General features: G+C 71.6%; 21 protein-coding genes and 3 pseudogenes. 9 read left to right on the top strand and 15 right to left on the bottom strand.

Going from position 1 to position 26,001, the window contains the following annotated elements; all coding sequences use genetic code 11:
• Positions 1–257: 257 nt before the first annotated feature.
• The 3 genes from OV079_RS03915 to OV079_RS03925 form a co-directional block, all read right to left on the bottom strand.
• Complete coding sequence (locus OV079_RS03915) at positions 258–851, bottom strand: hypothetical protein (protein ID WP_267766312.1); 594 nt, start codon at positions 849–851, stop codon at positions 258–260.
• A complete protein-coding gene (locus OV079_RS03920; protein WP_267766313.1) occupies positions 848–1,231 on the bottom strand; it encodes a hypothetical protein in 384 nt (127 codons plus the stop codon). The genes OV079_RS03915 and OV079_RS03920 overlap by 4 nt, the downstream gene beginning before the upstream one ends.
• A 453-nt stretch (positions 1,232–1,684) precedes the next feature.
• Positions 1,685–1,903, bottom strand: coding sequence for a hypothetical protein (locus tag OV079_RS03925; protein WP_267766314.1), 219 nt, complete (start codon positions 1,901–1,903; stop codon positions 1,685–1,687).
• A gap of 673 nt (positions 1,904–2,576) precedes the next feature.
• Between OV079_RS03925 and OV079_RS03930 the strand changes: the two genes are divergently transcribed.
• The gene (locus OV079_RS03930) at positions 2,577–2,870 is read left to right on the top strand and encodes an HU family DNA-binding protein (protein ID WP_267766316.1); all 294 of its coding nucleotides are present in this window, start codon (positions 2,577–2,579) and stop codon (positions 2,868–2,870) included.
• Here OV079_RS03930 and OV079_RS03935 read toward each other — a convergent pair.
• The 5 genes and pseudogenes from OV079_RS03935 to OV079_RS03955 form a co-directional block, all read right to left on the bottom strand.
• Entirely contained in the window at positions 2,867–4,036 is a 1,170-nt protein-coding gene (locus OV079_RS03935) for an ARPP-2 domain-containing protein (RefSeq protein WP_267766317.1), read from the bottom strand. The genes OV079_RS03930 and OV079_RS03935 overlap by 4 nt on opposite strands.
• Complete coding sequence (locus OV079_RS03940; protein ID WP_267766318.1) at positions 4,033–5,493, bottom strand: hypothetical protein; 1,461 nt, start codon at positions 5,491–5,493, stop codon at positions 4,033–4,035. The genes OV079_RS03935 and OV079_RS03940 overlap by 4 nt, the downstream gene beginning before the upstream one ends.
• A 206-nt stretch (positions 5,494–5,699) precedes the next feature.
• A complete protein-coding gene (locus tag OV079_RS03945; protein WP_267766319.1) occupies positions 5,700–6,224 on the bottom strand; it encodes an adenylate/guanylate cyclase domain-containing protein in 525 nt (174 codons plus the stop codon).
• Positions 6,225–6,430: 206 nt separating this feature from the next.
• Positions 6,431–6,790, bottom strand: a pseudogene (locus tag OV079_RS57215) (response regulator); the annotation flags it as partial.
• Positions 6,787–8,268 (bottom strand): response regulator, encoded by a 1,482-nt coding sequence (locus tag OV079_RS03955; RefSeq protein WP_267766321.1) that lies wholly within the window; start codon positions 8,266–8,268, stop codon positions 6,787–6,789. The pseudogene OV079_RS57215 and the gene OV079_RS03955, both read right to left, overlap by 4 nt.
• A 228-nt stretch (positions 8,269–8,496) precedes the next feature.
• On the opposite strand from OV079_RS03955, the gene OV079_RS03960 reads away from it, so the two are divergent.
• On the top strand, positions 8,497–9,615 hold the full coding sequence (locus OV079_RS03960; RefSeq protein WP_267766322.1) for an SDR family oxidoreductase: 1,119 nt from the start codon (positions 8,497–8,499) through the stop codon (positions 9,613–9,615).
• A gap of 10 nt (positions 9,616–9,625) precedes the next feature.
• Here the strand turns inward: OV079_RS03960 and OV079_RS03965 are convergent, their stop codons facing one another.
• The 3 genes and pseudogenes from OV079_RS03965 to OV079_RS03980 all read right to left on the bottom strand — a co-directional run bounded on the left by OV079_RS03965 (position 9,626) and on the right by OV079_RS03980 (position 13,602).
• Positions 9,626–11,641 (bottom strand): vWA domain-containing protein, encoded by a 2,016-nt coding sequence (locus tag OV079_RS03965; RefSeq protein WP_267766323.1) that lies wholly within the window; start codon positions 11,639–11,641, stop codon positions 9,626–9,628.
• Positions 11,638–12,335, bottom strand: a pseudogene (locus OV079_RS03970) (DUF58 domain-containing protein). Before OV079_RS03970 ends, OV079_RS03965 begins: the two are co-directional and overlap by 4 nt.
• Before the next feature lie 256 nt (positions 12,336–12,591).
• Complete coding sequence (locus OV079_RS03980; RefSeq protein WP_267766326.1) at positions 12,592–13,602, bottom strand: AAA family ATPase; 1,011 nt, start codon at positions 13,600–13,602, stop codon at positions 12,592–12,594.
• Positions 13,603–13,784: 182 nt separating this feature from the next.
• On the opposite strand from OV079_RS03980, the gene OV079_RS03985 reads away from it, so the two are divergent.
• The gene (locus tag OV079_RS03985) at positions 13,785–14,474 is read left to right on the top strand and encodes a radical SAM protein (RefSeq protein WP_267766328.1); all 690 of its coding nucleotides are present in this window, start codon (positions 13,785–13,787) and stop codon (positions 14,472–14,474) included.
• Complete coding sequence (locus OV079_RS03990) at positions 14,455–14,655, top strand: hypothetical protein (RefSeq protein ID WP_267766329.1); 201 nt, start codon at positions 14,455–14,457, stop codon at positions 14,653–14,655. The genes OV079_RS03985 and OV079_RS03990 overlap by 20 nt, the downstream gene beginning before the upstream one ends.
• A gap of 122 nt (positions 14,656–14,777) precedes the next feature.
• Here OV079_RS03990 and OV079_RS03995 read toward each other — a convergent pair whose 3' ends face one another.
• Positions 14,778–15,590 (bottom strand): hypothetical protein, encoded by an 813-nt coding sequence (locus OV079_RS03995; protein ID WP_267766330.1) that lies wholly within the window; start codon positions 15,588–15,590, stop codon positions 14,778–14,780.
• A gap of 156 nt (positions 15,591–15,746) precedes the next feature.
• On the bottom strand, positions 15,747–16,712 hold the full coding sequence (locus tag OV079_RS04000; protein ID WP_267766331.1) for a hypothetical protein: 966 nt from the start codon (positions 16,710–16,712) through the stop codon (positions 15,747–15,749).
• Positions 16,713–16,759: 47 nt separating this feature from the next.
• Between OV079_RS04000 and OV079_RS04005 the strand changes: the two genes are divergently transcribed.
• The gene (locus OV079_RS04005; protein ID WP_267766333.1) at positions 16,760–17,392 is read left to right on the top strand and encodes a hypothetical protein; all 633 of its coding nucleotides are present in this window, start codon (positions 16,760–16,762) and stop codon (positions 17,390–17,392) included.
• Between the two features lie 428 nt (positions 17,393–17,820).
• On the opposite strand, the pseudogene OV079_RS57225 reads toward OV079_RS04005, so the two are convergent.
• A pseudogene (locus tag OV079_RS57225) lies at positions 17,821–18,668 on the bottom strand (AAA family ATPase).
• Positions 18,669–18,923: 255 nt separating this feature from the next.
• Here OV079_RS57225 and OV079_RS04020 point away from each other — a divergent pair.
• On the top strand, positions 18,924–20,090 hold the full coding sequence (locus tag OV079_RS04020; protein WP_267766336.1) for a penicillin-insensitive murein endopeptidase: 1,167 nt from the start codon (positions 18,924–18,926) through the stop codon (positions 20,088–20,090).
• An 84-nt stretch (positions 20,091–20,174) separates the two neighbouring features.
• On the opposite strand, the gene OV079_RS04025 is transcribed toward OV079_RS04020, so the two are convergent.
• Positions 20,175–20,645 (bottom strand): hypothetical protein, encoded by a 471-nt coding sequence (locus OV079_RS04025; RefSeq protein WP_267766337.1) that lies wholly within the window; start codon positions 20,643–20,645, stop codon positions 20,175–20,177.
• 698 nt (positions 20,646–21,343) lie between these two features.
• Between OV079_RS04025 and OV079_RS04030 the strand changes: the two genes are divergently transcribed.
• The 3 genes from OV079_RS04030 (at position 21,344) to OV079_RS04040 (ending at position 25,993) form a co-directional block, all read left to right on the top strand.
• Positions 21,344–22,912 (top strand): aldehyde dehydrogenase family protein, encoded by a 1,569-nt coding sequence (locus tag OV079_RS04030; RefSeq protein ID WP_267766338.1) that lies wholly within the window; start codon positions 21,344–21,346, stop codon positions 22,910–22,912.
• 142 nt (positions 22,913–23,054) lie between these two features.
• Complete coding sequence (locus tag OV079_RS04035; RefSeq protein ID WP_267766340.1) at positions 23,055–23,804, top strand: hypothetical protein; 750 nt, start codon at positions 23,055–23,057, stop codon at positions 23,802–23,804.
• A 35-nt stretch (positions 23,805–23,839) separates the two neighbouring features.
• Positions 23,840–25,993: a flotillin family protein gene (locus tag OV079_RS04040; RefSeq protein ID WP_267766343.1), complete on the top strand. Its 2,154-nt coding sequence runs from the start codon at positions 23,840–23,842 to the stop codon at positions 25,991–25,993.
• The last annotated feature ends 8 nt before the right edge of the window (positions 25,994–26,001 follow it).

Consider the following 26,001-nt stretch of genomic DNA (forward strand, 5'->3'; position numbering starts at 1 on the left):
GAGGACGGGTCCGTCGTTGCGATGCGCTGCAGGCGGCGATGGCTTCACCGCGGCGTCGGGGCGGCGACGAGGACGTGTCCGTCAGAGCGCGCGGTACCGGCGGCGACGGCCTCACCAGCAGCGTCCTGCGGCGACGAGCTCGTCCGCGGGCGGAGGGACGAGGGGACATGTCGAAGAGGACATGTCACGGAGGACATGTCTTCGAGAATATGTCCTTCGTGACATGTCCCGATGAGCATGTCCCGAGAGTCCAGGCGTCACTCGACGGCAGAGGCCATCGGCGGCGGCTGGCGCGGGCCCTGGACGGTGCCTTCGGGGACGGTGAAGCCCAGCGATTCGACGAGGGCGCGGTCGTAGCCGCCCTCGACCCAGAAGCGGACCACGGCGGGCGGCGGGGTCAGGCCGAGCGCGGCGATCTGGCGCGGGTCGACGCCGAGGCCGACGAGATCGCCCTGGGCGCTGACCCACGCGGGGTAGCCCTCGCCGGTGGTCTCGTCGACGAAGCGGGCCGCGGCCAGGTCGCGCAGGCGCCGGCACACGTAGTCGCGCGGGAGGACGGCCAGCCAGAAGGCGCCGCCGCGCTGCAGGCGGGCGCGGGCGACGTCGCAGGCGTCGGCCTCGAACTCCGGGACGTCGGCGGGCAGGACCAGCGGGATGAACGGGGCGTCGGGGTCGGCGCGCAGGATGTCGAGCGCGACCTTGCTGTAAGAACAGGTGCCGATGACGAAGACGCGACCGACGCCCGGGCGCAGCCAGCGGGCCGGGTCGAGCAGCCAGGCGGTCGCTACCGCGACGAGGAGGCCGGCGGCCAGGCCGGCGAGGAGAGGGCGATGGCGGCGCAACGAATTCACAATGCGGCCATCCACTCGAGCTGCTCGAGCAGATCTTGCTGCAGATCCAGGCTCTGGCGGATCTGCGGGTCCGCCGGGTCGAGCCGGCGCAGCGCGGTGAGGTTGTCCGTGACGAGCTCGATCTCCGAGCGCAGGCTCGTCTGCCACTCGTCCTTGGTGCCGTGCATCGGCAGGCGGATGTCGCCGGCCTGGAACGCGTGATAGCGGGTGCGGCCGTCGGGCAGCGGCGTGGGCCGGTCGAGCCAGGCGTTGCGGGCGATGCAGTCGGCGTAGGCGTGGCAGTCGTCGGTGGCCTCGTCGCCGAGGTGGGCCGGGCGTAGACCACGTGGCCGTCGCCGGCGCTCTGGCGCTCGACGACGACGCTGATGTCGGCCTTGCACATGGCCTCCATCTGCGCGAGGTGGCGGGCGCTGCAGTGCTCCTTGGCCATCGCGAACGGGCTGGCGCCGCCGTGGCGCATCTTCCACGTCTGGGTCGGGATCCACTCGGGGTCGGCCTCGGCCAGGCGGTCGAGGTCTTCGGGCGCGGCGGCGGCGGCGCGGACGGCCTCGAGGTCGACGTCGCCGAGGACCCAGGCGTCACCGTCGCGTCGGGCGCCCGTGTTGGCGGCGTCGTAGTCCCGCGGCTGGACGCCGGCGATCTGCAGATAGGAGCCGTAACCGGGCCCGGGCGAGCGGGTGGCCGCCGAGGCCGTCGCCCCGCCGCGGAGACCGCCGAGGCGCTCGCTCGCCGCGTAGGAGAGCAGGGCACAGACGGCGGCGAGGCCGGCGAGGGTGAAGACCAGCTTCCTTGTGGACATTCCGAACCGCCGCTTCCGTGCTCGTCGTTCGGGATCAGGGGGTCAAACCGACCTCGCCGGTGGCGGCCGGCGTGGGGGCTTTCTTGCCGCACGGCTGGCCGCCATTGAGACACTTGTAACCGGTGGCGTAGCAGCCCCACCAACCCTTGCTGGTGGTCGTGGCGCAGAACGCCGGGCCGCCCCAGGGATCCCACTTGCAGATGAGGCAGTTGCCGAACCAGCCGGCCGAGGGCTCGACGGGCTGCGACAACACGCCGGTGCCGAGAGCCAGGCTAAGGGAGAAACCCAAGGCGAATTTGGCGGTGCTGGTCATGGGTGCCGACGGGGTATCTGGTCCGTGGTGTGCCTGGTGAGGGCATGAAGGGGATCGGCCCGGAGGGCCAGCGGCCCGTAAGGGCTACGGATGACGCGACCGGTCTCGATGCACCGGAGTTGGGCCGCCCACGCTTCAATGACCCTAGAGCAACGTCGACGCTAACGCTCGCGGTAGCGAGTTGCAATCATGCTCAGATGTATAGTGGCGGGTCAAGATTGATTGTACAAGCATGGATCGCGGCCGATCGCGGGCCCCCGGCGGGCGACCAGGGCTCGTCCGAGAAACATTTGTGAGGCTCGATACAATCACGGCAGTTGTGCCATTTTCGCTGACGGGCCCGAATGCAGCGAACAATACCGTAGGACCCCCCGATTGGGCGGCCTCATGCGTCGACGCGGGCGCCGCCCGGGGCCTGGCGCACGTCCCTGGTTGCGCAGACAGACGTTGTTTCGCGGGCGAGGCCCAGCGCGGGCGGCGGTCGATGCATCTGCAACGACGGCGAATTCCACCGCCGCGGCCGCGAGAGATCGCGCGGCGGGCAGAGCGAGGCCGGCCGGCCACACCGCCGGAGTGCGCCCTTCACGCAGGTCGGGCCTGCTAGCCTCAGGCCATGACGCGCAAGGAGTTGATCGAGACGATCCGCCGCCAGCTCGACGAGAGCGGCGGTCCGGAGCTGTCCGTGGGGGCGACGGGCAAGGTGGTCGACGCGGTGTTCGCCGCGGTGGCCGAGAGCCTGCGGCGGGAGGGGCGCTACGTTCACCCGAATTTCGGTTCGTTCTCGGTCCACGTGACCCAAGCGCGGCCAGGGCGCAACCCGAAGACGGGGGAGGCGATCGAGATCCCCCGCAGCGAGACGGTCCGGTTCAAGCCGGCGCGCGAGCTCAAGGCGGCGCTGGAGGGCTAAACAGTCCCGGAGGGCAGGTTCTTCAGGACATGTTCTTTGAGCAAGTAGCCGAAGCCGGCGTTGCGTAGGCGGACCAGCAGCGCCGGGACCTCGACCCCGAGGGCCTCGGCCGTGGCCGCGAGGTCCCAGTGGTGCTGCGCCAGCTTCTCGAGCAGGTAGGCCCGCCGGACCTGGGCCGCCGACAGGCGGAAGGTCTTGCAGTACTCGAGCTCGCCGCTGTCGCGCACGATCGCCTCGCCGATGTGGTTGTCCTCGTCGGGCCGCAGCGCCGACATGAAGCGGCGCAGGCGGAACGGGCCGGTCCGGTGGACCGTCTTCCAGCGCAGGGTCTCGCGCAGCACGCCCGCGGCCATGTCGGCGGTGAAGGCGGTCCAGTCGGCGCGGGCGCGGGCGACGGCGGCGCGCAGGTCGGCGAGGTCGGAGATCTCGGCCTCGCGCACGGCGACGCGGTGGGCCGGGACGTCGTCGTAGAGGATCGCGTACTGATAGACGAGCTCGCCGAAGAAGTCGCGCACGAGGCTGCGGTGCAGCGCGCGGTAGTCGTCGGGGTGGGGGAACACGACCATCGCCGCGAGGGCGTCGGCGACGAACACGAGGGCGCCGACCTGGCGCTCGTGGATCTCGAACATCCGCACGGCGTCCTCGAGGCCGTGGACGTAGCTGCCGAGCACCGCGCGCTCGCGCCGGGGCGACAGGCCGTGGCTCAGCGCCTGCCGGCTGTACTCGCTCCAGGCGACGTCGGGGCCGCCGAAGTGCAGCGACAAGAAGCCCTCCATCGCCAGGTGCAGCGGCAAGAACCGCAGCGCGCCGGGTTCTTCCTGGCGGACCATGCGGTGGAGCACGCGCACACCGCCGACCTCGCGCAGGCCGAGCTGCTTGTCGGTCAAGGCCGCGCCGCGGGCGGCCACGGCGGTGCCGTCGCTCGCCCAGCGCAGGACGTAGGCGTGCGGGATGTACGAGCAATAGGCGACCGTCGGGGCGTCGGCCTGGCCGCGCAGGCCGACGGCGTGGGGCCGCCGGTCCTTGAAATCGAGTGTCCCGAGGCGCAGGTCCTCACGGACATGTTCTTTGAGCAAGGGGACGAGGCGCACCGCGCCGAACGCCTGCGCCGGGGCGACCTGCAGGCCGCGCAGGCCGAGGCCCTCGCTGGTGTCGTCGAACTTCACGCGCCCTCCTCCAGCGGCGCGACGTCGGCCCGGCGCAGGAACACGTCGACGCGGCGGGCCAGGTAGTCCTCGAGCTCGGCCAGCGAGAGGTCGCCCGCGGCGAAGCGGGCGAACGCCAGCGCGGTCGGCAGATCCTCGGCGTCGCGCAGGCCGAGGGTCGGGACGCCGGGGCCGAGGCGCCGCGGGCCCAGCTCGGGGGCGTCGAACACGGGGTTGATGTGGACGATGGTGGTGCGGCCCTCGGGGTCGAGGCGGGCCTTGAACACCCGGCAGATCTCGCCGGCGCCGCCGGTGGGGTCGTTGTCGAAGCCGTCGGAGACGACGACGACGAGGTCGGGCCGGGTTTCGAGCGCGTCGAGCAAGGGGCCGGTGAGGTCGGTCTGGCCGCGCGGGCCGGCCAGCAATGGGTCGCCTTCGGCAGGTGTCCAAAAGGACATGTACTCGGCGCTCGCGGCCCGCAGCAGGGCGTCGACCCCGAGCGCGACGGCCAGCGAGCGGCGCGGCTTGTCCGGCGAGCCGGTGGTGGAGTGGGAGCGGTCGAGGACGGCGACGACGCGGCCGAGCGCGAGCGGGGCCTCGCGCAGACAGCGACGCGCGGCGCCGTCGAGGGCGGCCTGCAGCTCGGACCGTCGCTCGCGTCGCTCGGCGGAGGGAAGCGAGAGCAGGTAGATCGCCACGCGCGTGAGGCCGGCGCGCGCGAGGTCGATCGCCAGCTCCTTCACGCCCTCGCGCGCGGCGGCGTTCTGCAGGCGCAGCTTCTCGAGCGCGGTCAGGCGCGGGGCGATCTTCCGCAGGAACACGGCCCGGTCGATGTTGCGGCGGGCCGCCATGCCCTCGGCGACGGTGAACGGCAGCTCGTACATCGCCTCGTCGCTGAAGTGGGCCTGGCGGAAGGTCTCGAGCAGCGGGGTGGCGTAGCGGCGCTGCTTCCAGCCCTTGAACAGGAACCCGCCGAGCTCGCCGGGCAGGCGCAGGTGGGTGTGCAAGATCAGGTCGCGCAGCTTGCCCCTGTACTTGATGGCGTCGAATTGTAGATCTGGCCGCGAGGACAGGAAGTCGCGGACGATGGCGCGCAGCCGGCGGTTGTTGACGCCGCGGGCGCGCACGGCCAGGAGCGCCCGGTAGGCCCGCGGGGCCGGCAGGGAGCGCAGGGCGGCGATCACCAGGCGGCCCTCGTCGCGCCGCTCGCCTGCCTCGAGGTGGCGCGAGCTGGCCAGCAGCTCGGTGACGATCCGCGCGCGGTTGAAGTGGTTGACGCCGGCGGCGAGGGTGCGGGCGTAGAGCCGGCGGTAGTTGCCGCGGATGTAGTCGTGGAGGAACTCGATCGAGACGGTCTGCGCGCGGCCGTCGCTGTAGAACTCGCGCTGGCCGGTGCAGCAGAAGCAGGCGTTGAGGAACACGACCAGGTCCTCGCAGGTGACCCGCGCGGCGGCGGCGTGGCGGGTCTCGGCGGACATGGTCATCGGGACAGGTAAGCCGCCCGGGGAAGGAGTGCTCGACTGCTTAGCGCAGCTCCAGATGCCGAATTCGGAAGTCGAGCGGAAGTCCCGCGGGCGGCCCGCCGAGCCTACCACGCGGCCCTGCGCGGCGTGGCGACGGACGGGCGCTCGCGGGCGCGCGGGGGCGCGAGCATGGGCTCGCGGGGGCGCGCGGGCGGACGACTTCAGCGGCGGCGCACGAAGTAGGTGCGCATGTTGCCGCGCCCCTTGAGCGCGACCTCGCCGCGCTCCTCGATCTCGTAGCGGGTCGGGTCGATCAGCGCGTGCGTCGACTGGCTGATCTGCACGTGCATCGGCTGGCTGGTGGTCTCCATCCGGCTGGCGATGTTGACCGTGTCGCCGTACAGGCAAAACCGCGGCATCTTGGTGCCGACCACGCCGGCGACCACCGGGCCCGAGTTGACGCCGATCCGGATCTGCAGCGGCGCGCCGGTCGGCAGGGCCATGCCATCGACGGCCTCGAGCATGTCGAGGGCGACGTCGCAGATCGCGTCGGCGTGGCGCGGGTTGGGGTCGGGCACGCCGCCGGCGATGACGTAGCAGTCGCCCACGGTCTCGATCTTGTAGACGGGGTGGCGCTCGATCAGCGCGTCGAAGCGGGTGTAGAGCCGGCCGAGCAGCTCGAACACCTCGAGCGGCGAGTGGTCGCTGGCCGCCCGCGTGTAGTCGACGATGTCGCAGAACAGCACCGTGACCTGCGGATAGTGGTCGCCGACGACGCTGCGGCCCTCGCGGAGGGTGTTGGCGACGCTCTGCGGCAGCATGCTGTAGAGCAGGTCGTCGCTGCGCCGCTTCTCGTCGGCGAGCGCCGCGGCGGCGCCTCGGCCAAAAGGCGCGCGTCCTCCAGCTGGCGCTGCAGGGCGCGCAGCGAGACGTGGGTGGCGACGCGGGCGAGCAGCTCCTCGAGGTGGAACGGCTTGGTGACGTAGTCGACGCCGCCGACCTCGAAGGCGCGGATCTTGTCGAGCACCTCGTCGCGGGCGCTCATGAAGATGACCGGCACGTCGCGGGTGTCGGCCTGGGCCTTGAGCTGCTGGCAGACCTCGTAGCCGGTCATACCCGGCATGTTGATATCGAGGAGCACGAGGTCCGGCGCGGCCGCGGCCGCGGCCTGCAGCGCCTGCAGGCCCGAGGTCACCGGCCGCACCTTGTACCCCTGGGCGGCCAGCATCTCGGTCAAGATCCGGAGGTTGACGAGGGTGTCGTCGACGACCAGGATGTCGCCGCGCACGGGCTGATAGGACTTCTCGCTCATGGGCCACCTCCGGCGGCTTGTAACGCGTGCCGGGTCAGGTCGATAATCGCGGCGTAGTTGTACTGTTCGAGCATGTCCGAAAGGACAGTGGCGGCCTGCGGCGCCTGGGCGCGGACGAAGTCGATCATGCGCGCGATGGTGAACACGTCGGCCTGCAGGCACGCCTGCTCGAGCGCCGACAGCCACGGCGGCGGCAGCCCGTGCAGCGCGGTGGCGTCGACGCGGGCGACCGGCGGGGCGTCGTCGTAGACATAGGAGACGCCGAGCCGCTCGCCGAGCTTGTCGAACACTTGATGCAGCTGCAACGGCTTGCGCAGGAAGTCGTCGCAGCCGGCCGCGCGCGCGGTCGCCTCGTCGGCCTCGAAGGCGCTGGCCGTCAGAGCGACGACCACCGTCTCGGCGCCCCATGGGCTCTGCTTGATCTGCTGCGTGGCCTCGATGCCGCTGACTCCGGGCATGCGCATGTCCATCCACACGAGGTGCGGACGCCAAGTCTCGCACAAGTGGATGGCCTCGCGCCCGTCGGCGGCCTCGCGGACTTCGAATCCCACCCGCGAGAGCGCCTGCACCAGCAATTGCCGGCTCTGCCAGCGATCCTCGGCGACGAGGATCCGCGGCGCCTCCTGGCCGGTGGCGAGGCCGAGGATCTTGCGCGCCGACCGCCGCGGGTCGTCGGCGCCGCGCCCGAGACCCACCGGCAAGGTGAGGGTGAGCTGGTCTGGCGCGACGTGGTACTCGCCGCCGAGCTGGTTGGCGATGGCGACCGCCAGCTCGGGGCCGCGGCCGGGCTCGTCGGTCTGCAAACCGGCGTCGGTGCGGACGAACGAGCGCAGGCGCAGGTCGGCGAGGTCGATGCCGGGGGCGCGGATGTCGAAGCGCAGCACGCCGGCGCCCGGCGCGGCCCCCGGCTCCATGCGCACGCGGACGACGATGAGGTCGCGGCGCGGGACCTCTAGCACGTTGCCGAGGAGGAGCAGGAGCAAGTGACGCAGGCGGACCTGGTCGGTGCGGACGCGTCGCGGGAGATCGGCCGCGCGATCGATGCGCAGGGCGACCTCGGCGCCGGCGGCTCGTAGACACAACATGTCCGCGAGGTCATCCAGCAAGTAGTGCAGGTCGAAGCCGACCTGCCCGGCGCCCTCGTCGGTGCCGCCGGTGAGCTCGTCGATCAGCGCGAGCAGCTGCTCGCCGCTGCGGTGGATGACCTCGATGTGGGCCCGCTGCTCGGCGCTCAGCAGCACGTCCTCGCGGAGCAAATGCGAGAACCCGAGGATGGCGTTGAGCGGGGTGCGCAGCTCGTGCCCGAGATCGGAGAGGATCGCGGTGCGCGTGCGCAAGGCGGCGTGGAGCCGCGCCTCGACCCGCTCGAGGGCCGCGAGCGCGGCGGGGGTTTCTTCGCGCTCGGTGAACTCTCCGACGTAGTAGCGGAGGGCGGCGATCTCGTCGTTGAGCGCGAGGGGATCGTCGGCGTCGTTCACGGATCTCCTGCGGTCCGAGTATGCCCGAACCGGCCCGCCCGGGGCGGTCTTTCAAGGGTTTCAGACCCCGTTCCGCGCCGGCGGAAGAGGACCTGCAGGGCGCGCCGCGGTGGGAACGCCGAGATCCCGGTGGGGCCGCATGGCGGAAGAGGGCCGCTCCGGGGCGAGAGCGGCCGTGCGCGCGGGCGCCGCTTGACCCGCCGGCGAATCGAGGGCGATCGTGCGCGCATGTCGGATCCCGTCATCGTCGTCACCGGCGCCACAGGTTTCCTCGGGCGAGAGCTCGTCCATCACCTGCTCGCCACGGAGCCGACGACGCGCCTGGCGCTGCTCGTGCGCGGTCGCGACGAGGCGCAGGCGAAGGCGCGCGGCGCCGAGGTGCTGCGCGACCGGCTGTCGGGCGAGGCGCTGGCCGCGGCCGCGCGGCGGGTCGAGATCGTGCGGGCCGACCTCGAGCGCGACAACCTCGGCCTCGACCCCGCGACCTACGCCGGGCTGGCCGGCCGCGCGACGGGCGTGATCCACGGGGCAGCGTCGGTCAGCTTCTCGCTGCCGCTCGAGCAGGCGCGGGCGATCAACGTCGAGGGCACGAACCGCATGCTCGACCTGGCGAGGGCGGCCGAGTGCTCGTTCGACTACATCGGCACCGCCTACGTCGCGGGCGACCGCAGCGGCACGGCGCTCGAGACGGAGCTCGACATAGGCCAGCCGTTCCACAACACCTACGAGCAGACCAAGCTCGAGTCGGAGAAGCTGGTGCGCGCGCGCGCCGGCGAGCAACGGGTGACGATCTATCGCCCGAGCATCATCGTCGGCGACTCGCGCACGGGCCGGACGTCGAGCTTCAAGGTGCTCTACTGGCCGCTCAAGATCTTCGCCCGCGGCTTCCGCTGGGCGCCCGGCCGGCCCGACGCGGTGATGGACGTGGTGCCGTCCGACTTCGTGGTCCAGGCGGTGTGCCACCTGCGCAAGCAGACAGGTCCTTCGGGACAGGCGTATCACCTGTGCGCCGGCCCCGAGCGCGCGGCCACGCTCGAGCAGCTGAGCACGGCCGCGAGCCAGTTCTTCGGCTGCAAGCCGGCGGTGTTCGTGAAGCCCGGCCTGTTCGTGCGCGCGCGGCCGTTCGTCGACCGGTTCACGTTCGGGCGCCTGAAGCGGATCCTGACCAGCGGGCGGGTCTACACGCCGTACCTGTCGCTGCAGCTGTGGTTCGACACGTCGCGCACGCGCGCGGCCCTGGAGGGCACCGACATCGCGGCGCCGGAGGTCGAGGCGTTCTTCCTCAATCAGCTCCGCTTCGCCCGCGACACCGACTTCGGCAAGAAGCTGGCGCACGCGGACGCGTGACGCGACCGCGCTAGACCGTGACGCGGCGGTGGTAGGCCGCCCACTCGAGCGCGATCAGCAGGACCGCGGCGAGCAGCAGCAAGGCCCACAGCGGCTCGTCGCGCACGGGCACGGGGGCGGCCGCGTCGCCGGCGAGGGCGCCGGACGGCAGCTCGCCGAGGCGATCGTGAAGGTCGGAGGCGGCGACGCTGGCCTGATTGACCGCCACCAATACCTCGGCCCCGGCGGCCGCGCCATCGACAGCGCGCACGCGGTAGATGCCGGGCTGCATGGCGCGCAGGCGGAACACGCCGGTGGCGTCGACGGGCACGCTGGTCGGGACTTCGGCGGGCTCGGGGCCGCGGACCTCGACCTGGGTCAGATCCTGCGCGCCGAGGCCGATCTCGGCGGCGGCGACGGGGCGGCTGGGGCCGACGGGCACGCTGGCGACGAAGCCGGGGCGGGCCTGCTCGAAGTAGCTGATGATGTTGGCGACGAGGATCGGGAAGGCTGTCCGCAGGGGCAGGTCGGTCTGGCGCGGATCGAAGCCGAGCGCGAGCACTGCTCGCGGCCGCCGACCGTCGCCGCCGAGCTCGTGGCGCAGGACCACCAGCGGCTCGCCGAGGCTGCGCACCAGGACCGTGTCGCCCGGCTCGGTGGCGAAGCGGGTGCCGCGGCGGAGGTTCACGTCCTTGAGGACGACGCCGTCGAGCAGCGGGTGCTCGCGGTGCTGCTCGGTGAGGAAGGGGCGCGCGAGCTCGCCGGCGCCGTGGATCGGCGCGGCGTCGGGGGCGACCCGCGCGGGGTCGAAGATCACGAGGTCGCCGGGCGGCAGCGGGTCGGGCAGCGGGCGATCGCCGACGTCGATGATGACGAGGTCGGCCTCGGCCAGCGACGGGTGCGAGGTGGCCTCGGAGGGGCCGATGCCGGTGAGCTGGATGTGCTCCTGCAAGGTGAGCAGGGCGGCCTCGAGGAACAGGTCGCTGCCGTCGGTGACGAGCACGACCTTGAACGGCGGCAGCGGCGGGACCACGGCGTAGGCGCGGTCGTCGTCGGGCGGGCCGAGCAGCTGCGGATCTGCGCCTGGCCCCGGGGACAGGTCGGCGACGAGCCGGGTGCGCGCGGCGTCGAGCTCGCGCAGGACCTCGCGCCGCCGCTCGCCGGGGCCGAGCTGCACGGCCTGGCGCCCGACCACGAGGCCGTCGGCCTGGACCTCGAGCACGGCGTTGGCCGGGCCGTCGCCGAGGTTGTGGACCTCGGCGAGGACCTCGATGCGCTCGCGGTCGCCGGGGTAGCGGCGCGCGGCGAAGGCGACCAGCGCGAGGTTGTCGGCCGGGCCGCCGGCGCGCGCGACCTGGCACGGGATCGCAGCGACCTCGTGGCTGTCGGGAGAGACATGTCCCGAGATACAGACAGCGAGGGCGTCGCCGGCGGCCTCGTCGAGGGCGCCGTCGGTGAGGACGAGGATCCGCCCGCCGGCCTGACCGGCCAATGCGGCGCGGGCGAGCGCGAGGGCGCGGCCGAGGTCGGCCTCGCCGGGGCCGGGGACGATGCCCTCGAGGGCGCGCAGCAGCGGGGCGGCGTCGCGGCCGAGCGGGCCCGGGACCTCGACCTCGGCGCCGGCGGCGATGACGAGGGCGCGATCGGTGGGCCCGAGGCCGGCGATCTCGGCGCGGGCGCGGCGGAGCAGGACGTCGAGGCGCGTGAGCCCCGGCTCGCCCGCGGCCGGCGCGGCGACGCTGGCCGAGCGATCGATGACGATGGCGACGGTCTGCGGGTCGCGCAGCCAGCTCTCGGGCCGCGGGTCGCCGAGCGCGGCGCACAGGAGCGCGAGCAGGACGAGCTGCAGCAGCCAGCTCAGCAGCCGCCGCAGCTTCTTCCACAGCCGCCGCGTGTCGCTCTCGCGCGTGACCTGCTGCCACAGGGCGGCGAACGGGACCACGACCTGGCGCCGGCGCATGCGCAGCAGGTACAGCGCAGTGATCGCGGCGGCCCCGGCGGCGAACACCGGGAGTATCTCGGGCCATGTCCATCCGGACAGGGTCATCGGAGCAGGCCCCCGACCCGGAACATGCGCAGGACGAGCTCGTCGAACGGGACGCTGGTCTCGGCGCGGAAGTAGGGGATCCCGCGGCTGCGGCAGCTGGCGGCGAGGGCCTGGCAGAACTTCTCGTGGGCGTCGCCGTAGGCGCGCAGGGCCGCGGGGCTGAGGGTGACCTCGCGGGCGTCGCCGCCCTCGACGTCGACGAGGGTGACGTCGCCGCGCAGGCCGCTGAGCTCGGGGTGGGCCTCGCGCGGGTCGATGACCTGGATCGCCACCGGCTCGTGCTTGCGGAAGCGCAGCAGGTTGAGGCCGTCGAAGGCGCCCTGGAGGTCGTAGAAGTCGCTGAGGACGACGGTGAGGCCGGGCTGCGTGCTCCGGCGGCGAGCCGTCCGCAGGCGGCGCGCATGTCGGTCGGGCCGCCGCGCGGGGCCGTGCGCAGGAAGTCGAAGACGCGGAAGATCCGCCCCTTGCCGCGCACCGCCGGCAAAGTGGTGTGCAGCTTGCGGCTCATGCACGTGAGGCCGACGCGGTCGAGGTTGGCGAGGCCGACGTAGGCCAGCGCGGCCGCGACCTGCTGGGCGTAGCGCAGCTTGCTGCCGCCGGAGGTCGACATCGAGTCGCTGATGTCGACGGCGATCCGGATCGGCAGGTCCTCGTCCTCTTCATAAAGGCGGACCAGGGTCTGCTCGAGGCGCATGAGCACGCCCCAGTCGAGGTTGCGGATGTCGTCGCCGGGGCTGTACTCGCGGTGGTCGGCGAATTCGAGGCCGCTGCCGACCTTGCGCGTCTTGCGTTCGGCGCGCTGCTTGCCGCGGAACAGCCGGCGCGCGATCACCTGCAGCAGCTCGAGCTTGGCCAGGAAGGCCTCGCCGAACAGCTCGTCGTCGGCGGCGGCGGCGGGCGCGGGCCGCTCGGGCTGCGGGCTCTCGCTGCGCTTCCAGAAGGCCAAGCGATCAGCTCCGCGAGCGGTCGGCGTCCGCGGGGACGCTGGTGAGCACCTGGCCGATGACCTTGTCGACGGCGATGCCCTCGGCCTCGCCCTCGAAGTTGAGGATGACGCGGTGACGCAGGGCCGAGGACGCGACGGCCCGCACGTCGTCGATCGACGGCGACTTGCGGCCGTCCATGACGCAGCGGATCCGGGCGGCCAGCAGCACCGCCTGGGCGCCGCGCGGGCTGCCGCCGAAGCGGACGTAGCGCTTGACGAGATCGGTGGCGCGGGCGTCGTCGGGGTGGGTGGCCCGCAGCACGCGCACGACGTACTCGGCGACGCTGGGGACGACCGGGACGGCGCGCACGAAGCGGCGCATCTCGAGCAGCGTGGGGCCGTCGAGCACCGGCCGCGCGGCGGCGGTCTTGGTGCCGGTGGTGCGGTCGAGGATCGCCAGCAGCTCGCGCTCGCCGGGGAAGGGGACGTCGATCTTGAAGAGGAAGCGGTCGAGCTGGGCCTCGGGCAGCGGGTAGGTGCCCTCCATCTCGAGCGGGTTCTGGGTGGCGAGGACGAGGAACGGTTCGGGCAGCGGGCGCGTCTTGCCGGCGGCGGTGACCTGGCCCTCCGCCATCGCCTCGAGCAGCGCCGACTGGGTCTTCGGGGTGGCGCGGTTGATCTCGTCGGCGAGGACGATGTGGTTGAAGATCGGCCCCGGCTGGAAGGCCAGCTCGCGGCCGCCGCCCGGCCGGTCGACCAGCACCGAGGTGCCGACGATGTCGGCGGGCATGAGATCCGGGGTGAACTGGATGCGGGCGAAGGACAGGTCGACCGCGGCCGCGAGGGTCCGGATCATCAACGTCTTGCCCAGACCCGGGACGCCTTCGAGGAGGCCGTGTCCGCCGGCGAGGAGGCAGGTGACGATGCCCCGGAGCACGTCGTCCTGGCCGACGATGACGGTCTGGACCTCGCGCAGGAGGTCGGCAAGGCGGTGCTGCAGGGCTTCGAGGTGCGCTTGCGTGTCGGCGATCGTCATGCGAGGGCCGGGAGAGCATACACGGCCGCCGGCCGCAGAGCCCGACGCGTCGCACTCCGGGGCGCAAAAGCGCTCGCACCGCCACGTGGCCGCGGACAGGTGCGCGTGAGGACGCTCGTGCCGGCGGCGCGAAACCCGACGCCGCGGGTGTGGCTATCGTTCGCCCCAGAGACGAAGGCCGCATGCGCTACGAAGGCAAGATCTTCCGCCCGCCGTCCGAGGCCGATGCGTACATCCTGCAGGCGACGATCGGGTGCTCGTGGAACCGCTGCACCTACTGCGACATGTACAGCGACAAGGTCTACCGCGAGCGCGAGACCGACGCGTGCCTCGAGGACCTGCGCACCGCCGCGGCGATCGCCAAGAACCGCGTCGACAAGGTGTTCGTCGGCGACGGCGACGCGCTCGGGATGCCGACCGATCGCTGGCTAGCGATCCTCAAGGCCGCCGACGCCGGGTTCCCGCGCCTGCGCCGGGTGTCGTGCTACGCGACCGCGATCAACATCCTCAAGAAGACGCCCGACGAGCTGGCGGCGCTGCGCGCGGCCGGTTTGTCGCGGATCTACATCGGGCCCGAGTCGGGCGACGACGCGACGCTGAAGCGGATCGCCAAGGGCTCGACCTTCGCCGAGCACGTGGCCGCGGCCGAGCGCGCGCGCGGCGGGGATCGAGCTCAGCGTGATCGTGCTGCTCGGGATCGCCGGCACCGAACGCGCCCGCGAGCACGCGTCCGCGACCGCCCGCCTGATCACGGCGATGGACCCGGCGTTCGCGTCGGCGCTGACGACCACGGTGGTGCCGAAGACGCCGCTGCACACGCTGCACACCCGCGGCCGCTTCGCGCTGCCGTCCGTGGTCGAGATGCTCCGTGAGCTGCGGATCATCGTCGACGAGGCCCGCCCCACCGACGCGCTGTTCCGCACCAACCACGCGTCGAACTACCTGGCCATCGGCGGCCGCCTGCCGCGCGACCGCGCGGCGATCCTGGCGACCATCGACAGCGCGATCGCGGGCGAGGTGACCCTGCGCCCCGAGTGGGCCCGCGGGCTGTAGCGCCGTTCATCGGACATGCTCCCGAGAGCATGTCCGAAAGAGAATGTGCAAAAGGACATGCTCTTCGGAGCATGTCCTTCAGGACTGGAGCGGCGGCGCGAGGGCCGCCGAGCGCCGGGCCGTCAGTCGGCCAGGCAGAGCGTGGGCTCCATCGGATCGGCGCCCTTGCCGGCGGCGCAGGAGATCGTGCACGGGTCGTTCGTGCAGTCGACGGCGGCGGTGAGCTTGACGGTGCGGCCGTGGCCCGGCGGCTCCATCACGAACTCGAGCGGCGCGGTGACGAGGCTGGTGCCCTTCTGGTCGAGGGCGTCGATGTAGACGCGGTCGAGGTCGTCGCCGGCGATCTGGCGGTCGGGGTCGAGGATGGCGTTGTAGCCCATGACCGACGGCTCCTCGGGGTCGCAGTCGAAGTCGTAGGTGAGCAGCTCGCTCAGGCCTTCCTTCTCGTAGGTGGCGACGCGGAAGTTGGTGACCGGGACGTCGCTGCACATGCCGAAGCCGCCGTTGAGCAGCCAGCGCACCAGGATCTTGGCCGGGGTCGGCGACATCGTCACGACGTCGGCGGTGTTCTGGGCGCCGGAGGTGACCTCGGCGATGTCGGCCGGGTCGTTGTCGAAGTTGTCGGTGACGATCACCTTCTCGGCGTCGACGCCGCTGACCTTGACGTTGTAGCGGCCGGCGACGAGGCCCATGAACTCGGCCTGGCCGTCCTCGCAGTCGACGACCTCCTGATCGATCAGGTCGCCCGCGGCGCCGCTGGCGGAGTACTTGTAGAGCTCGACGGTGACGTCGGTGACGGCGAGGACGCTGCAGTCGACGTTCGCGCCGATCTTGAACGGGACGATGAGAGAGCCGGGCGGGTCGTCGCCCCCACAGGCGGGCGCTGCGACGAGGGCGGTGAGGGCGAGGGTGCTGACGAGGAGACGAGTGCGCATGGGAAGGTTCTCAGGGTACGAGCGTGGGCGCAGGGACGCCGGCCGACCGACCTGTGTTCACGGCCGGCTCGCCCCACCCGCGGCATGGTACCGACCCACGCCGGCGTGACAACAAATCCGTCCGCGCCCGCGGGGCGAAGGCCGCCGCGCGTGCGCCTAGTCGCGGATGTAGCGGTGCGCGACCGCCCGCACGTTACGATCGCTCAAGACGTGAAACACCCGGAGACGCTTGAGCGCCACCGGCGACAGCTGCCCCAGCGGGACGTAGACGATCTTCTTGTCCATGCGCTGCGCGAGCTGGCGCAACGCCGGGCGCGGCGGGGCGGCCGCCACGTAGACGACCAGGCGCTCGGCCGAGTAGTCGAGCGCGGCTCGCAACAACACCTCGGCCTTGGTGCGGGCCTCGCCGAAGTGCGGGTCTTCCCACACCCCGAACATCTGCCCGGGCGGGCGATTGAGGAGGAACCCGCCGTAGAGCGCGCGGCCGATGCCGGGGCCGACGACCTGCGCGAACGGGTCGCTGGCGTACAGCGCCATGTCGCCCTCGTCCTCGTGCTCGCCCTGCCAGGTCATGTGCCAGCCGAACTTCGGCTCGGCCTCGTCGTCGTCCTCGGGCACCAGCGGCTCGTCGTCGAAGATCACCACGACCGCGCCCGGCTTGCCGCGCACGAGCTGCTCGATGCGGACGTAGATCTTGCCCTGGTGCCAGTTCCGCACGGTCTCGCGGACGTCGACGCCGTCGAACAGGCTGGTCGAGAACGGCGCCACCTGGGTGTGCGCGTCGGACAGCACGCGCTCGGTGCGCTTGCGCAGGAACGCGCCGTAGTGCTCGAGCGCGAGGTCCTCCGGCGGATAGGAGCAGATGCTGTCGCCGGTGAAACGTTCGGCCCACTCGCCCTTGCGCCGCTCCTTCTCCCGCGGCCGCACGATCTTCATCAGCCGACGCCGCCGCTGCATGAGCTTCGGGTGGAAGTGGATCGTGCGCACGCGGTCGTGGAGGTCGCGCAGCGAGAGGTCGAGCGGCGGCAGCTCGGGCCGCACCGCCTGCCACGGATAGGCCGTCGCGACCTCCCAGACCTCCTGGGCGTAGGTGTCGTCGACGAAGCCGCGCGCGGCGACCACGAGCTGGTAGAGGTCGGGCGCGATCGCCCCTCCTCGAGCGCGTAGGCGTGGGCGTAGCGCAGCAGGCGGAGGATCGCGCCGGGCCGGAGATCACCGCCGGTGCGCTCGCGGTAGCGCGTCCGCGCCTGCTGGCAGATCGCCAGCAGCAGGCCGGTGCGACCGGTGACCCGCGGCCGATCGTCGTGCGGATCGGGGGCGAGGGCGTGCGGAACGGGTCCTGGATCGGGGCCTGGCGCGCCCGCGTGAACAGGTCGAGCACCGCGCCGGCGCTCGCCGGGCTCAGCGCCGATGGCGGAGCGCTGCCGCGGCTGCGCTCGTACGCGGCCTGGAGGAAGGCCGGCTCGCCGAGCACTTCGGCGCTGGACTGTTCGGACAGGTGCCAAGCGACATGTCCTTCGCGCCTGGTGAGCCGACGCAGCGGCGCCGGCGGGGCGGCGCCCTCGGCCAGCAGCGGGCCGAGGCGGGCGACCAGGCCGCGCGCGTGGTGCAGGCCGCAGACGACCAGGACGGCGGCGTCGGGCAGGTTCTGGCGCAGCGCGAGGGCGGCGACCGAGCCGGCCATGAAGTCCTCACGCGGGTCGTCGGCGGCGGCGCGCGGGCTGCACGAAGCCGCGGCGAGGGCGGCGCGCAGCCAGGCGGCGGCGCCGACCGACTCGGCGCTGGCGACGTCGGGCAAGTGATCGCGGGCCGAAGGATAGTCGGCGACCTCGCGATCGACGAGGTGGAACGGGATCCCGAGCTCGGTCGCGCGCCGCACCGCCTCGATCAGCGGATCCGCGGGCTCGACCACCAGGTACTGCGGGCGCCCGTGCTGGGCCTCGTTCGGGACCTCGAGCGCGCTGAGCAGCGGCAGGCGAGCGATCGCGCGGGCGAGCGGCTCGCCGATGCCCGCCGGCAGCTTGACCGCGATCGCGGCCGGGCTGAACTTCTCGATCGCGCGGCGGACCATCTGCGCGCACTCGAGCCGGCCGTGCAGCACCGGCAGGACGACGACGCCGGGCAGGATCATGTCGAGCTCGGCCAGCTCGTCGCGCGAGAGGCTGAGCGGGTCCGGCCAGGCCGGGCGGTAGGTCGCGGCGGCGTCGTCGAACATGGCCGAAAGTTCAGGTCAGGGCTGCTCGATCGGGACCTCGCCCGGGAGGTACTCGAGCGCGTCGTCGCCGAGGATCATGGCGGTGGCCTGGCGCACGTGCTTCTTCACGTCGAGGCCGCCGCGGTCGCTGGCGCCGAGCTTGAGCGCGTAGCGGGCGATGTTGATGCCGTCGCGGACCGTGAACGGTTGGTCGTCCTCGTGCGCGCGCTGGAGGAACACCGCGAGGTAGTGGAGGATCCGCGGGCTGGCGAACGGCAGGTTGGCCTGCAGGATCGCGGTCTCCTCGTCGCGCTCGGGGAAGTCGATGACGATCTGCGGCTGCAGTCGGCTCTGGATGTACTCGGGGATGTCGAACGTGCTGGCGTCGTCGTTCATCGTCGCGCAGAAGCGGAAGTTGCGGTGCGCGTGGATCTTGACGCCGGCGACCACGGACTCGACGTAGCGCCGCCGATCGAGCAGCGGCGCGAGCGAGGCCCGTTGCGCTCGCTCATGCGGTTGCCCTCGTCGAGCACGCACACGCCGCCCTTGATCATCGCGCTGACCAGCGGGCTGGCGGTGTAGCGCAGCTTCTGGCCGTCGGTGATGACCGGCGTGACCAGCAGGTCCTCGGGCCGTGTGTCCATGGTCGCCTGGAACACGTAGAGCGGGATGTCGAGGGCGCGCGCGGCGGCCGACGCCAAAGTCGTCTTGCCAACGCCGGGCTTGCCGACTAAACGTGGCGACAGCGCGTGATCTTGTTCGTCCAACACGGCCCACGCGGCCAGCAGCTGGCGCTTCAACTCTTGCCGGCCGACCCACTGCCAGCGCATCTCGTCGGGCGGGGTGAGGCGCAGTTCGACGCCCTGGATGACGACGCTCTCCATCGTGCGTGCCGGTATATCAGGCGTCGGGCCGGCCCCGCGAGGACCTCGCGAGTTTGTGGCGCTCCGGCGCCCCGCGTGAGACTTTTGTCCCTGAAGGGCCCTGGGTGGTGAATCTGGCGCCCCCGCCGCGGTCTAAGGCCGCCGGCGCGGGCCCCGGGCCTGTTCGAGCACAGGAGCGCTGAATGCGAACCAGCCAACTTCTTCCTCACGGGCGCCTTCCGCGGGCGCTGACCGCTCGCCCTGTGGATGGGGCTCGTGACGGTCCCCACCGCGGCGGCCTCCCCGGTCCTTCTCGACCCGCCCGAGGCGGGAACCCCCGAGGAGGAAGAAGAGGAAGACTCCCCAGCGGTCATCGCGCCCGAGCCGGCGCCTTCGCCGGAGCCGCCGGCCGCGGCCAAGTCGAAGTCGACGAAGACGGGCAAGAAGCCGACGAAATCGACTTCGGTGAAGAAGCCCAAGGGCGACCCGCGCTGCGGCGGCAAGACGCCGATCTGGGAGCACAAGGTCAAGTCCGGCGACAACCTCGGACGCATCGCCGGCCAGTACGGCGTGCGGATGAGCGACATCACCAGGCTCAATCCGAAGCTGAAGAAGAACCCGGACAAGCTGTCGATCGGCCAGATCGTGCTGGTCTGCCCCGACCCCGAGGTGCCGCCGCACCTCGAAGAGGAGGGCAGCTACACGGTGAAGAAGGGCGACTCGCTGAGCGAGATCGCCGAGAAGCACCACATGAAGGTCGCGGAGCTGATCGCGCTGCAGAAGGGCTCGCTGCGCAAGCGGCTCGACGCCAACAAGTCCGACCTGCGGCCCGGCGACGAGCTGACGATCATGATCGACCGCGGCATCATCGCCGCGTTCGCGCCCACGCAGGACGAAGACCGCGGCGTGCTGCGCATCGGCATCCCGCTGGATCCGGGCAAGCACTATTACATCAAGCGCCCGCACCTGGCCTTCGGGACAGGCGCGACGATCAAGGCGATCAAGGCCGCGATCTCGAAGTACGCGATGCTCAAGGGCATCAAGGGCGGGCCGCAGGTCCACGTCGGCGACATCAGCGCGCGCGGCGGGGGGCCGCTCAAGGGCCACAAGTCGCACCAGAAGGGCGTCGACGTCGACGTCGGCCTGGTGCTCAAGGGGGCCGACGCCGGCGAGGTCCGGTTCCTCTCGGGCAACGCGGACAACCTCGACGTCGGGCGCACCTGGGCGCTCATCAAGTCCTTCGTCGACACCAAGGAGGTCCGCGCGATCTTCCTCGACTACGGGCTGCAGAAGGTCCTCTACGAGCACGCCAAGAAGAAGGGCGTGTCCGAGGCCAAGCTCGACGAGCTGTTCCAGTACCCGCGCGGCAAGGGCCGGGGTTACGGCATCATCCGCCACTGGAAGGGCCACCGCGACCACTTCCACGTCCGCTTCCACCGCTGAGCGGGGGCGCGGGAGCATGCCTCGAGGAGCATGCCCGCGGGGACAGGTTTGAACGCGCATGTCTCTCGGGACCTGCCCGTTCGGTCAGAAGACCATGAAGCCGACGAACGGTCCGAGCTGCAGCAGCGGGACGCCGCCGAACGCGGCGGTCAGGCGGGCCTGGCCGCCGATCACGCCCTTGACCCGCTTCGCCGGGTCGGTGAACACGTAGCCGAGGCGACCCTCGCCCTCGACGCCGGCGACCTCGGTCCGGGCGAACATGACGCCGCCGCCCATCGAGTAGAACAGCCGCTGCTTCTGCCCGCCGTAGCCCATGGCGGTGAAGTGGTGGCGGTGGACGAAGATGCCGTCGTAGTCGAGGGGCGAGAGGCCGAAGGTCGGCATGTCCGCGTAGCCGACCGAGAGCGTGAGCTGATAGCCGAGCGCGGTGTTCCAGTCGAAGGTGCGCGCCAAGTTCTTGCGCGGGCGCAGGTTGGTGCCGAGGAAGAAGGTGAAGTCGCCGGAGGGGATCGGCGAGAAGATGTTGAAGCTCAGGCCGTAGAGGTTGGCGAACACGAGCTTGCGGTGCGTGACCGACTCCGGGGCCTTCGCAGGCCCCTCGGCGGCGATGGTCGGCGTCGCGGCGGGCGGCGGGTAACTCGGGGTCGACGTGCCGCCGTACGGTTGAGGGGCCGGGTAGGGCTGGGCCGGCTGCGGCGGAGCCGGCTGCGCGGGCGCAGGGGCGGGGACAGGCGCAGGCGCGGGCGCGGGCGCGGCAGGCGAGGACGCTTCTGTCGCGACAGGAGCGGGCGTCGCCGGGGCGGGCTGGGACGCAGGCGCCGGCGGCGTCGGCACGGGCACGGGCGCGGCCGGTTGCTGGAGAGCGAACGACAGGAGAGCGACGAGCGAGTGCGGCATGGGGGCTGTCCGAAGGTTAATGTCGACCTGTCCGAAAGAACATGTAAGACGGGCGTCGTCGGTCGCGGCGCGGGCCGGCGACCCGCAGGTCGCCTCGGTCGGCCGTGAGCTCGCGCGCAGCCGGCGGGGCCACGCGGATCGTCGAGGTCGACCCGAAGCCCGGCGGCGCGAGTCGGACGCGGCGGCGACGATCTGCGCGGCAAATGGCCAGGAGCATGCGAGGCCCGACGACCCGCCGATGTTTGCAGACGACGTGATCCGGCTCAAGCCGGGTCGCCGGCAAAGCCGCTAAGGTGCCGCGCCATGGCGACCACGCTGCGCACCGTCCCCCCGAACCCCCTCCGCCGCCCACCGTTTTGCCGTGCAGCGACCCGGCCACCGGCGAACGCTTCGGCGAGGCGACGGTGATGGACAGGGACGCGGTCGTGGCCGTGGTCCAGCGCGCCCGCGCGGCCCAGGCGGCGTGGGCGAAGACGTCGTGGGCCGAGCGCCGGGCTGTCCTTTCGGACATCTTGCGCCACGTCGTCGCGCACCAGGAGGAGATCTGTCGCCTGGCGGTGCGCGATTCCGGGAAGACGATGGTGGACGCGGCGATGGGGGAGATCTTCCCCGTCTGCGAGAAGCTCCGCTACACGATCGCGCACGGCGAGGCCGACCTCCGCGCCGAGCGGCGGCCGTCGGGGCTGCTCCCGCACAAGGCCGCGCGCGTCGAATACCTGCCGCTCGGGGTCATCGGCGTGATCGCGCCGTGGAACTTCCCGTTCCACAACTTCTTCTGCCCGACGATCCCGGCGCTCTTCGCCGGCAACGCCGTGGTGGTCAAGGTCAGCGAGCTGGCGACCTGGTCCTCGCTGCGCTACGTCGAGATCTTCGCCGAGGTGCTGCGGCGCCGCGGCCACAACCCCGACCTCGTGCAGATCGTCACCGGCTACGGCGAGACGGGCTCGGCGCTCGTGACCTCGGGCGTCGACAAGATCTTCTTCACCGGCTCGCCGCAGAACGGCCGCAAGGTGATGGCCGCGGCCGCCGAGACGCTCACGCCGGTGGTCCTCGAGCTCGGCGGCAAGGACCCGATGATCATCTGCGACGACGCGGATCTCGAGCAGGCCGTCAGCACCGCCACCTTCGGGGTGTTCAACGCCTGCGGGCAGATGTGCGTCGGCGCCGAGCGGCTGTACGTGTTCGCCGGCATCTACGACGCGTTCGTGCACGAGGTGGTGGCGCGCGCGAAGGCGCTGCGCCAGGGTCCGCCGCTGCAGGGCGAGGTCGACGTCGGCGCGATGACGATGCCGCGCCAGCTCCAGATCGTCCAGGAGCTGGTCGACGACGCCGTCGCCAAGGGGGCGCGGGTCCTGTGCGGCGGCAAGCCGCGGACCGACCTGCCGGGCAACTACTACCCGCCGACCGTGCTGGTCGACGTCGACCACACCATGCGGATCACCCGCGAGGAGCAGTTCGGCCCCGTCATGGTGATCTTGAAGGTCAACTCGGAGGCCGAGGCGGTGCGCCTGGCCAACGATTGCCCGTACGGCCTCGGCTCGTCGGTGTTCACGCGCGATCCGGCCCGCGGCGAGCGGTTGGCCCGCGCGATCGCGGCCGGCATGACCACCGTCAACGACTTCGGCCTCGCCTACATGATCCAGTCGCTGCCGTTCGGCGGCCTCAAGATCTCGGGGTTCGGGCGCATCAACGGCCGCGAGGGCCTGCGCGCCTGCTGCAACGAGAAGGCGATCGTCACCGACCGCCTCCCGGTGCGACAAGGGATGGCGCTGTACCCCGTACGGCCTGCCACGCTCGAGCTGGTGACGGGCGCGGTGCGGGCGATCTACGGCGCCGGGATCGGCAAGAAGGCGCGCGGGGCGCTCCAGATCGCCCGTTCGTTGCTGTCGCTGGCACGCGGACAGCGGTCGACCGAATCGACGTAAAGCTCGCGCGCCGACGAGCGGCCGGGGGCACCTGTCTTGATGGACAGATAGCGCGCCGGGGTCGGGCGGATCCGAACCCGGACGGTCGGCTTGGCAGAGCGACGCGCCGTGTGGCACCATTCAACGCCCGCCCGGCTGGCCCATGGACGAGTTCATCGCCGCGATCGTCAGCTTCCCCACCGTGGTGTTCACGGTCGCCCTGTTGGTCGTCGCCGGTTACTGGCTGCTCGCGCTGCTCGGCGGGGTGGGCAGCGACATGCTCGACGCGGCGGCCGGCAAGATCGACGGCGCGGTCGATGCGATGGCCGGCAAGGTCGACGGGGCCGTCGACGCGATGGCGGGCAAGGTCGACGGGGCGGTGGACGGCGCCACGGGCAAGCTCGAGGCCGTCGGCGGCAAGGTCGAGGGCGCCGCGGGGGGCCTGAGTTTGCTGGCCGCGATCGGCTTCGGCAAGGCGCCGGCGACCGTCGTCATCAGCATGCTCGTCCTGTTCGCGTGGGCGCTGTCGACATTCGCCACGCTGATGCTCAGGGACTACGGTGTCGCCGCGATGGGCGTCCACGTCGGCATCGCCTTCGGCGCCGTGGTGGTCGCCGGCATGCTGACGGGGCTCATCGCCGGCGCGCTCGGCGACGCCTTCAAGCGCCACCGCCCGATCGGCCGCGGCGAGCTGGTCGGCAAGCTGGCGACGATCACCACCGGCCGCGTCGACGAGCGCTTCGGCCAGGCCAACCTGCACGAGGACGGCGCCAACCTGATCGTCGACGTCCGCTGCGCCACCCCCAACGCGCTGGTCAGGCACACGCGCGTGGTGCTGGTGAGCTACGACGCCGCGGCCCACTATTACATGGTCGAGCCGTTCGAATCGAAGGACAGTATCGCCCGCCCGTGACGCGGCGAGGCGCGTGAGAGAGGGACGCTAATCGCATGAATCCGACTCTGATCCTGATCGCAATCGTCGCCGGGGCGATCCTCTTTTTCGGCCTCATCATCGCGTTCGTCGTCACGCGATTCCTCCGCCAGGTCGACCAGGGCAAGGCGATCATCATCAATACGTGGGGCAAGGGCGCCCAGGTCGCGTTCTCCGGCGTGGTCGTCTATCCGATCATCAACCGCGCCGAGATGATGGACATCTCGGTCAAGACGATCGACATCGACCGCCGCGGCAAGGAAGGCCTGATCTGTAAGGACAACATCCGCGCCGACATCAAGGTCACGTTCTTCGTCCGCGTCAACAAGACCCCGGAGGACGTGCTGAAGGTGGCGCAGTCGATCGGCTGCGCCCGCGCGTCCGACCAGTCGACCCTCGACGAGCTGTTCTCGGCCAAGTTCTCGGAGGCGCTCAAGACCGTCGGCAAGCGGCTCGACTTCGAGGAGCTCTACACCAAGCGCGAGCAGTTCAAGGACGAGCTGATCGAGGTCATCGGCCGCGACCTCAACGGCTACATCCTCGACGACGCGGCGATCGACTTCCTCGAGCAGACGCCGATGTCGTCGCTCGACCCGCACAACATCCTCGACGCCCAGGGTATCCGCAAGATCACCGAGATCACGGCGGCCCAGAACGTGCGCACCAACGAGCTGCGGCAGAAGGAGCGCATGGACGTCGGCTCGCAGAACCTCGCCTCCGACGAGGCGGTGTTCCGCTACGAGCAGCAGCGCGCCGACGCCGAGGCGAAGAAGCACAAAGAGATCGCGATGTCGCAGGCCCGCGAGCAGAACGAGGCGATGCGGGTCGCCAGCGAGGAGCACAAGAAGACGACGCTGGTCCAGCAGGCCAACGAGGCCGAGATCGGCAAGTCCGACCAGGACAAGCAGCGCGCGATCCTCATCGCCGAGAAGGCCAAGGAGCGCGAGGTCCAGGTCGAGACGGAGCGGGTCGAGAAGGCCCGCGCGACCGAGGCGATCGCGCGCGAGCGGGCGGTCGAGCTGCTGCGCATCGAGAAGGAGAAGGCGCTGGAGATCGAGCGCAAGGCGATCGCCGACGTCGTCCGCGAGCGCGTGTCGGTCGAGAAGGGCGTGGCCGAGGAGGAGGAGCGCACCAAGGACGTGCGCGTGCTGGCCGACGCCAACCGCGTCAAGGAGTCGCGCGTCATCAAGGCCGAGGGCGAGGCCCAGGAGCGCCTGGTCAAGGACGTGAAGAACGCTCAGGCCTCCGAGGAAGTGGCCAAGCACGAGGCCAAGAAGCAGCTCATCCTCGCCGAGGCGGCGCTCGAGTCGGCCGACAAGCAGGCGAAGGCGAAGATCCGCGAGGCCGAGGGCCTTCAGGCCCAGGAGGCCGCGCAGGGCCTCGCCAACGTGCGCGTGAAGGAGGCCGACGCGGTCGCCACCGAGAAGCTCGGGATGGCCAAGGTCCGCGTGCAGGAGGCCGAGGCCGGCGCGATCGAGAAGCGCGGCATGGCCGAGAACACGGTCGCGCGCGAGCGCTTCGCGGTCGAGGCCAGCGGCGAGGAGCAGAAGGGCCTGGCGCAGGTCAAGGTCAAGGAGGCCGACGCGGCGGCGGTCGAGAAGCAGGGCGCGGCCCAGGCGGTCGCGCAGGAGCGCCAGGGCGTGGCCCAGGCGACGGCGATCCGCGAGAAGCTGCTGGCCGAGGCCACCGGCCTGGCCGAGAAGGGCAAGGCGATGCAGAACTTCGCCGGCGAGCCGCGCGCGCACGAGGAGTTCCGCCTCCAGCTCGAGCGCGACCGCGACGTCCAGCTGGCCCAGATCGCGGCCCAGAAGACGATCGCCGAGGCCCAGGCCCGCGTGCTGGCGACGGCGCTCGAGCACGCCAAGATCAACATCGTCGGCGGCGACGGCCAGTTCTTCGACAAGTTCGTGCGCGCGGTCGGCACGGCGCAGTCGATCGACGGCACCATCGACCACAGCGACACGCTCAAGAAGCTGCTCGGCGACTACCTCGACGGCAAGAAGAGCCTGCCCGACGACCTCAAGCAGGTGCTGTCCGGCGTGTCGGCCGACGACCTGCAGAAGTTGACGCTGTCGGCGTTCCTGGCCGACCTGCTGCGCAACGCCGACGGCCCGACGAAGAAGAAGATCCAGGCGCTGGCGGAGAAGGCCAGGGATCTCGGGATCCAGTAAGCCGGGGC

It is taken from the genome of Nannocystis pusilla, assembly GCF_026626665.1.
Lineage (GTDB): Bacteria > Myxococcota_A > Polyangia > Nannocystales > Nannocystaceae > Nannocystis > Nannocystis pusilla.

What these genes read in the sequence shown, in the direction of transcription:
- OV079_RS03980 (WP_267766326.1), bottom strand. Translation starts at nt 13,602, where the DNA reads ATGACGATCGCCGACACGCAAGCGCACCTCGAAGCCCTGCAGCACCGC.
- OV079_RS03940 (WP_267766318.1), bottom strand. Translation starts at nt 5,493, where the DNA reads ATGTCCGCCGAGACCCGCCACGCCGCCGCCGCGCGGGTCACCTGCGAG.
- OV079_RS04040 (WP_267766343.1), top strand. Translation starts at nt 23,840, where the DNA reads ATGAATCCGACTCTGATCCTGATCGCAATCGTCGCCGGGGCGATCCTC.
- OV079_RS03985 (WP_267766328.1), top strand. Translation starts at nt 13,785, where the DNA reads ATGCGCTACGAAGGCAAGATCTTCCGCCCGCCGTCCGAGGCCGATGCG.
- OV079_RS04035 (WP_267766340.1), top strand. Translation starts at nt 23,055, where the DNA reads ATGGACGAGTTCATCGCCGCGATCGTCAGCTTCCCCACCGTGGTGTTC.
- OV079_RS03960 (WP_267766322.1), top strand. Translation starts at nt 8,497, where the DNA reads ATGTCGGATCCCGTCATCGTCGTCACCGGCGCCACAGGTTTCCTCGGG.
- OV079_RS03995 (WP_267766330.1), bottom strand. Translation starts at nt 15,590, where the DNA reads ATGCGCACTCGTCTCCTCGTCAGCACCCTCGCCCTCACCGCCCTCGTC.
- OV079_RS03965 (WP_267766323.1), bottom strand. Translation starts at nt 11,641, where the DNA reads ATGACCCTGTCCGGATGGACATGGCCCGAGATACTCCCGGTGTTCGCC.
- OV079_RS03930 (WP_267766316.1), top strand. Translation starts at nt 2,577, where the DNA reads ATGACGCGCAAGGAGTTGATCGAGACGATCCGCCGCCAGCTCGACGAG.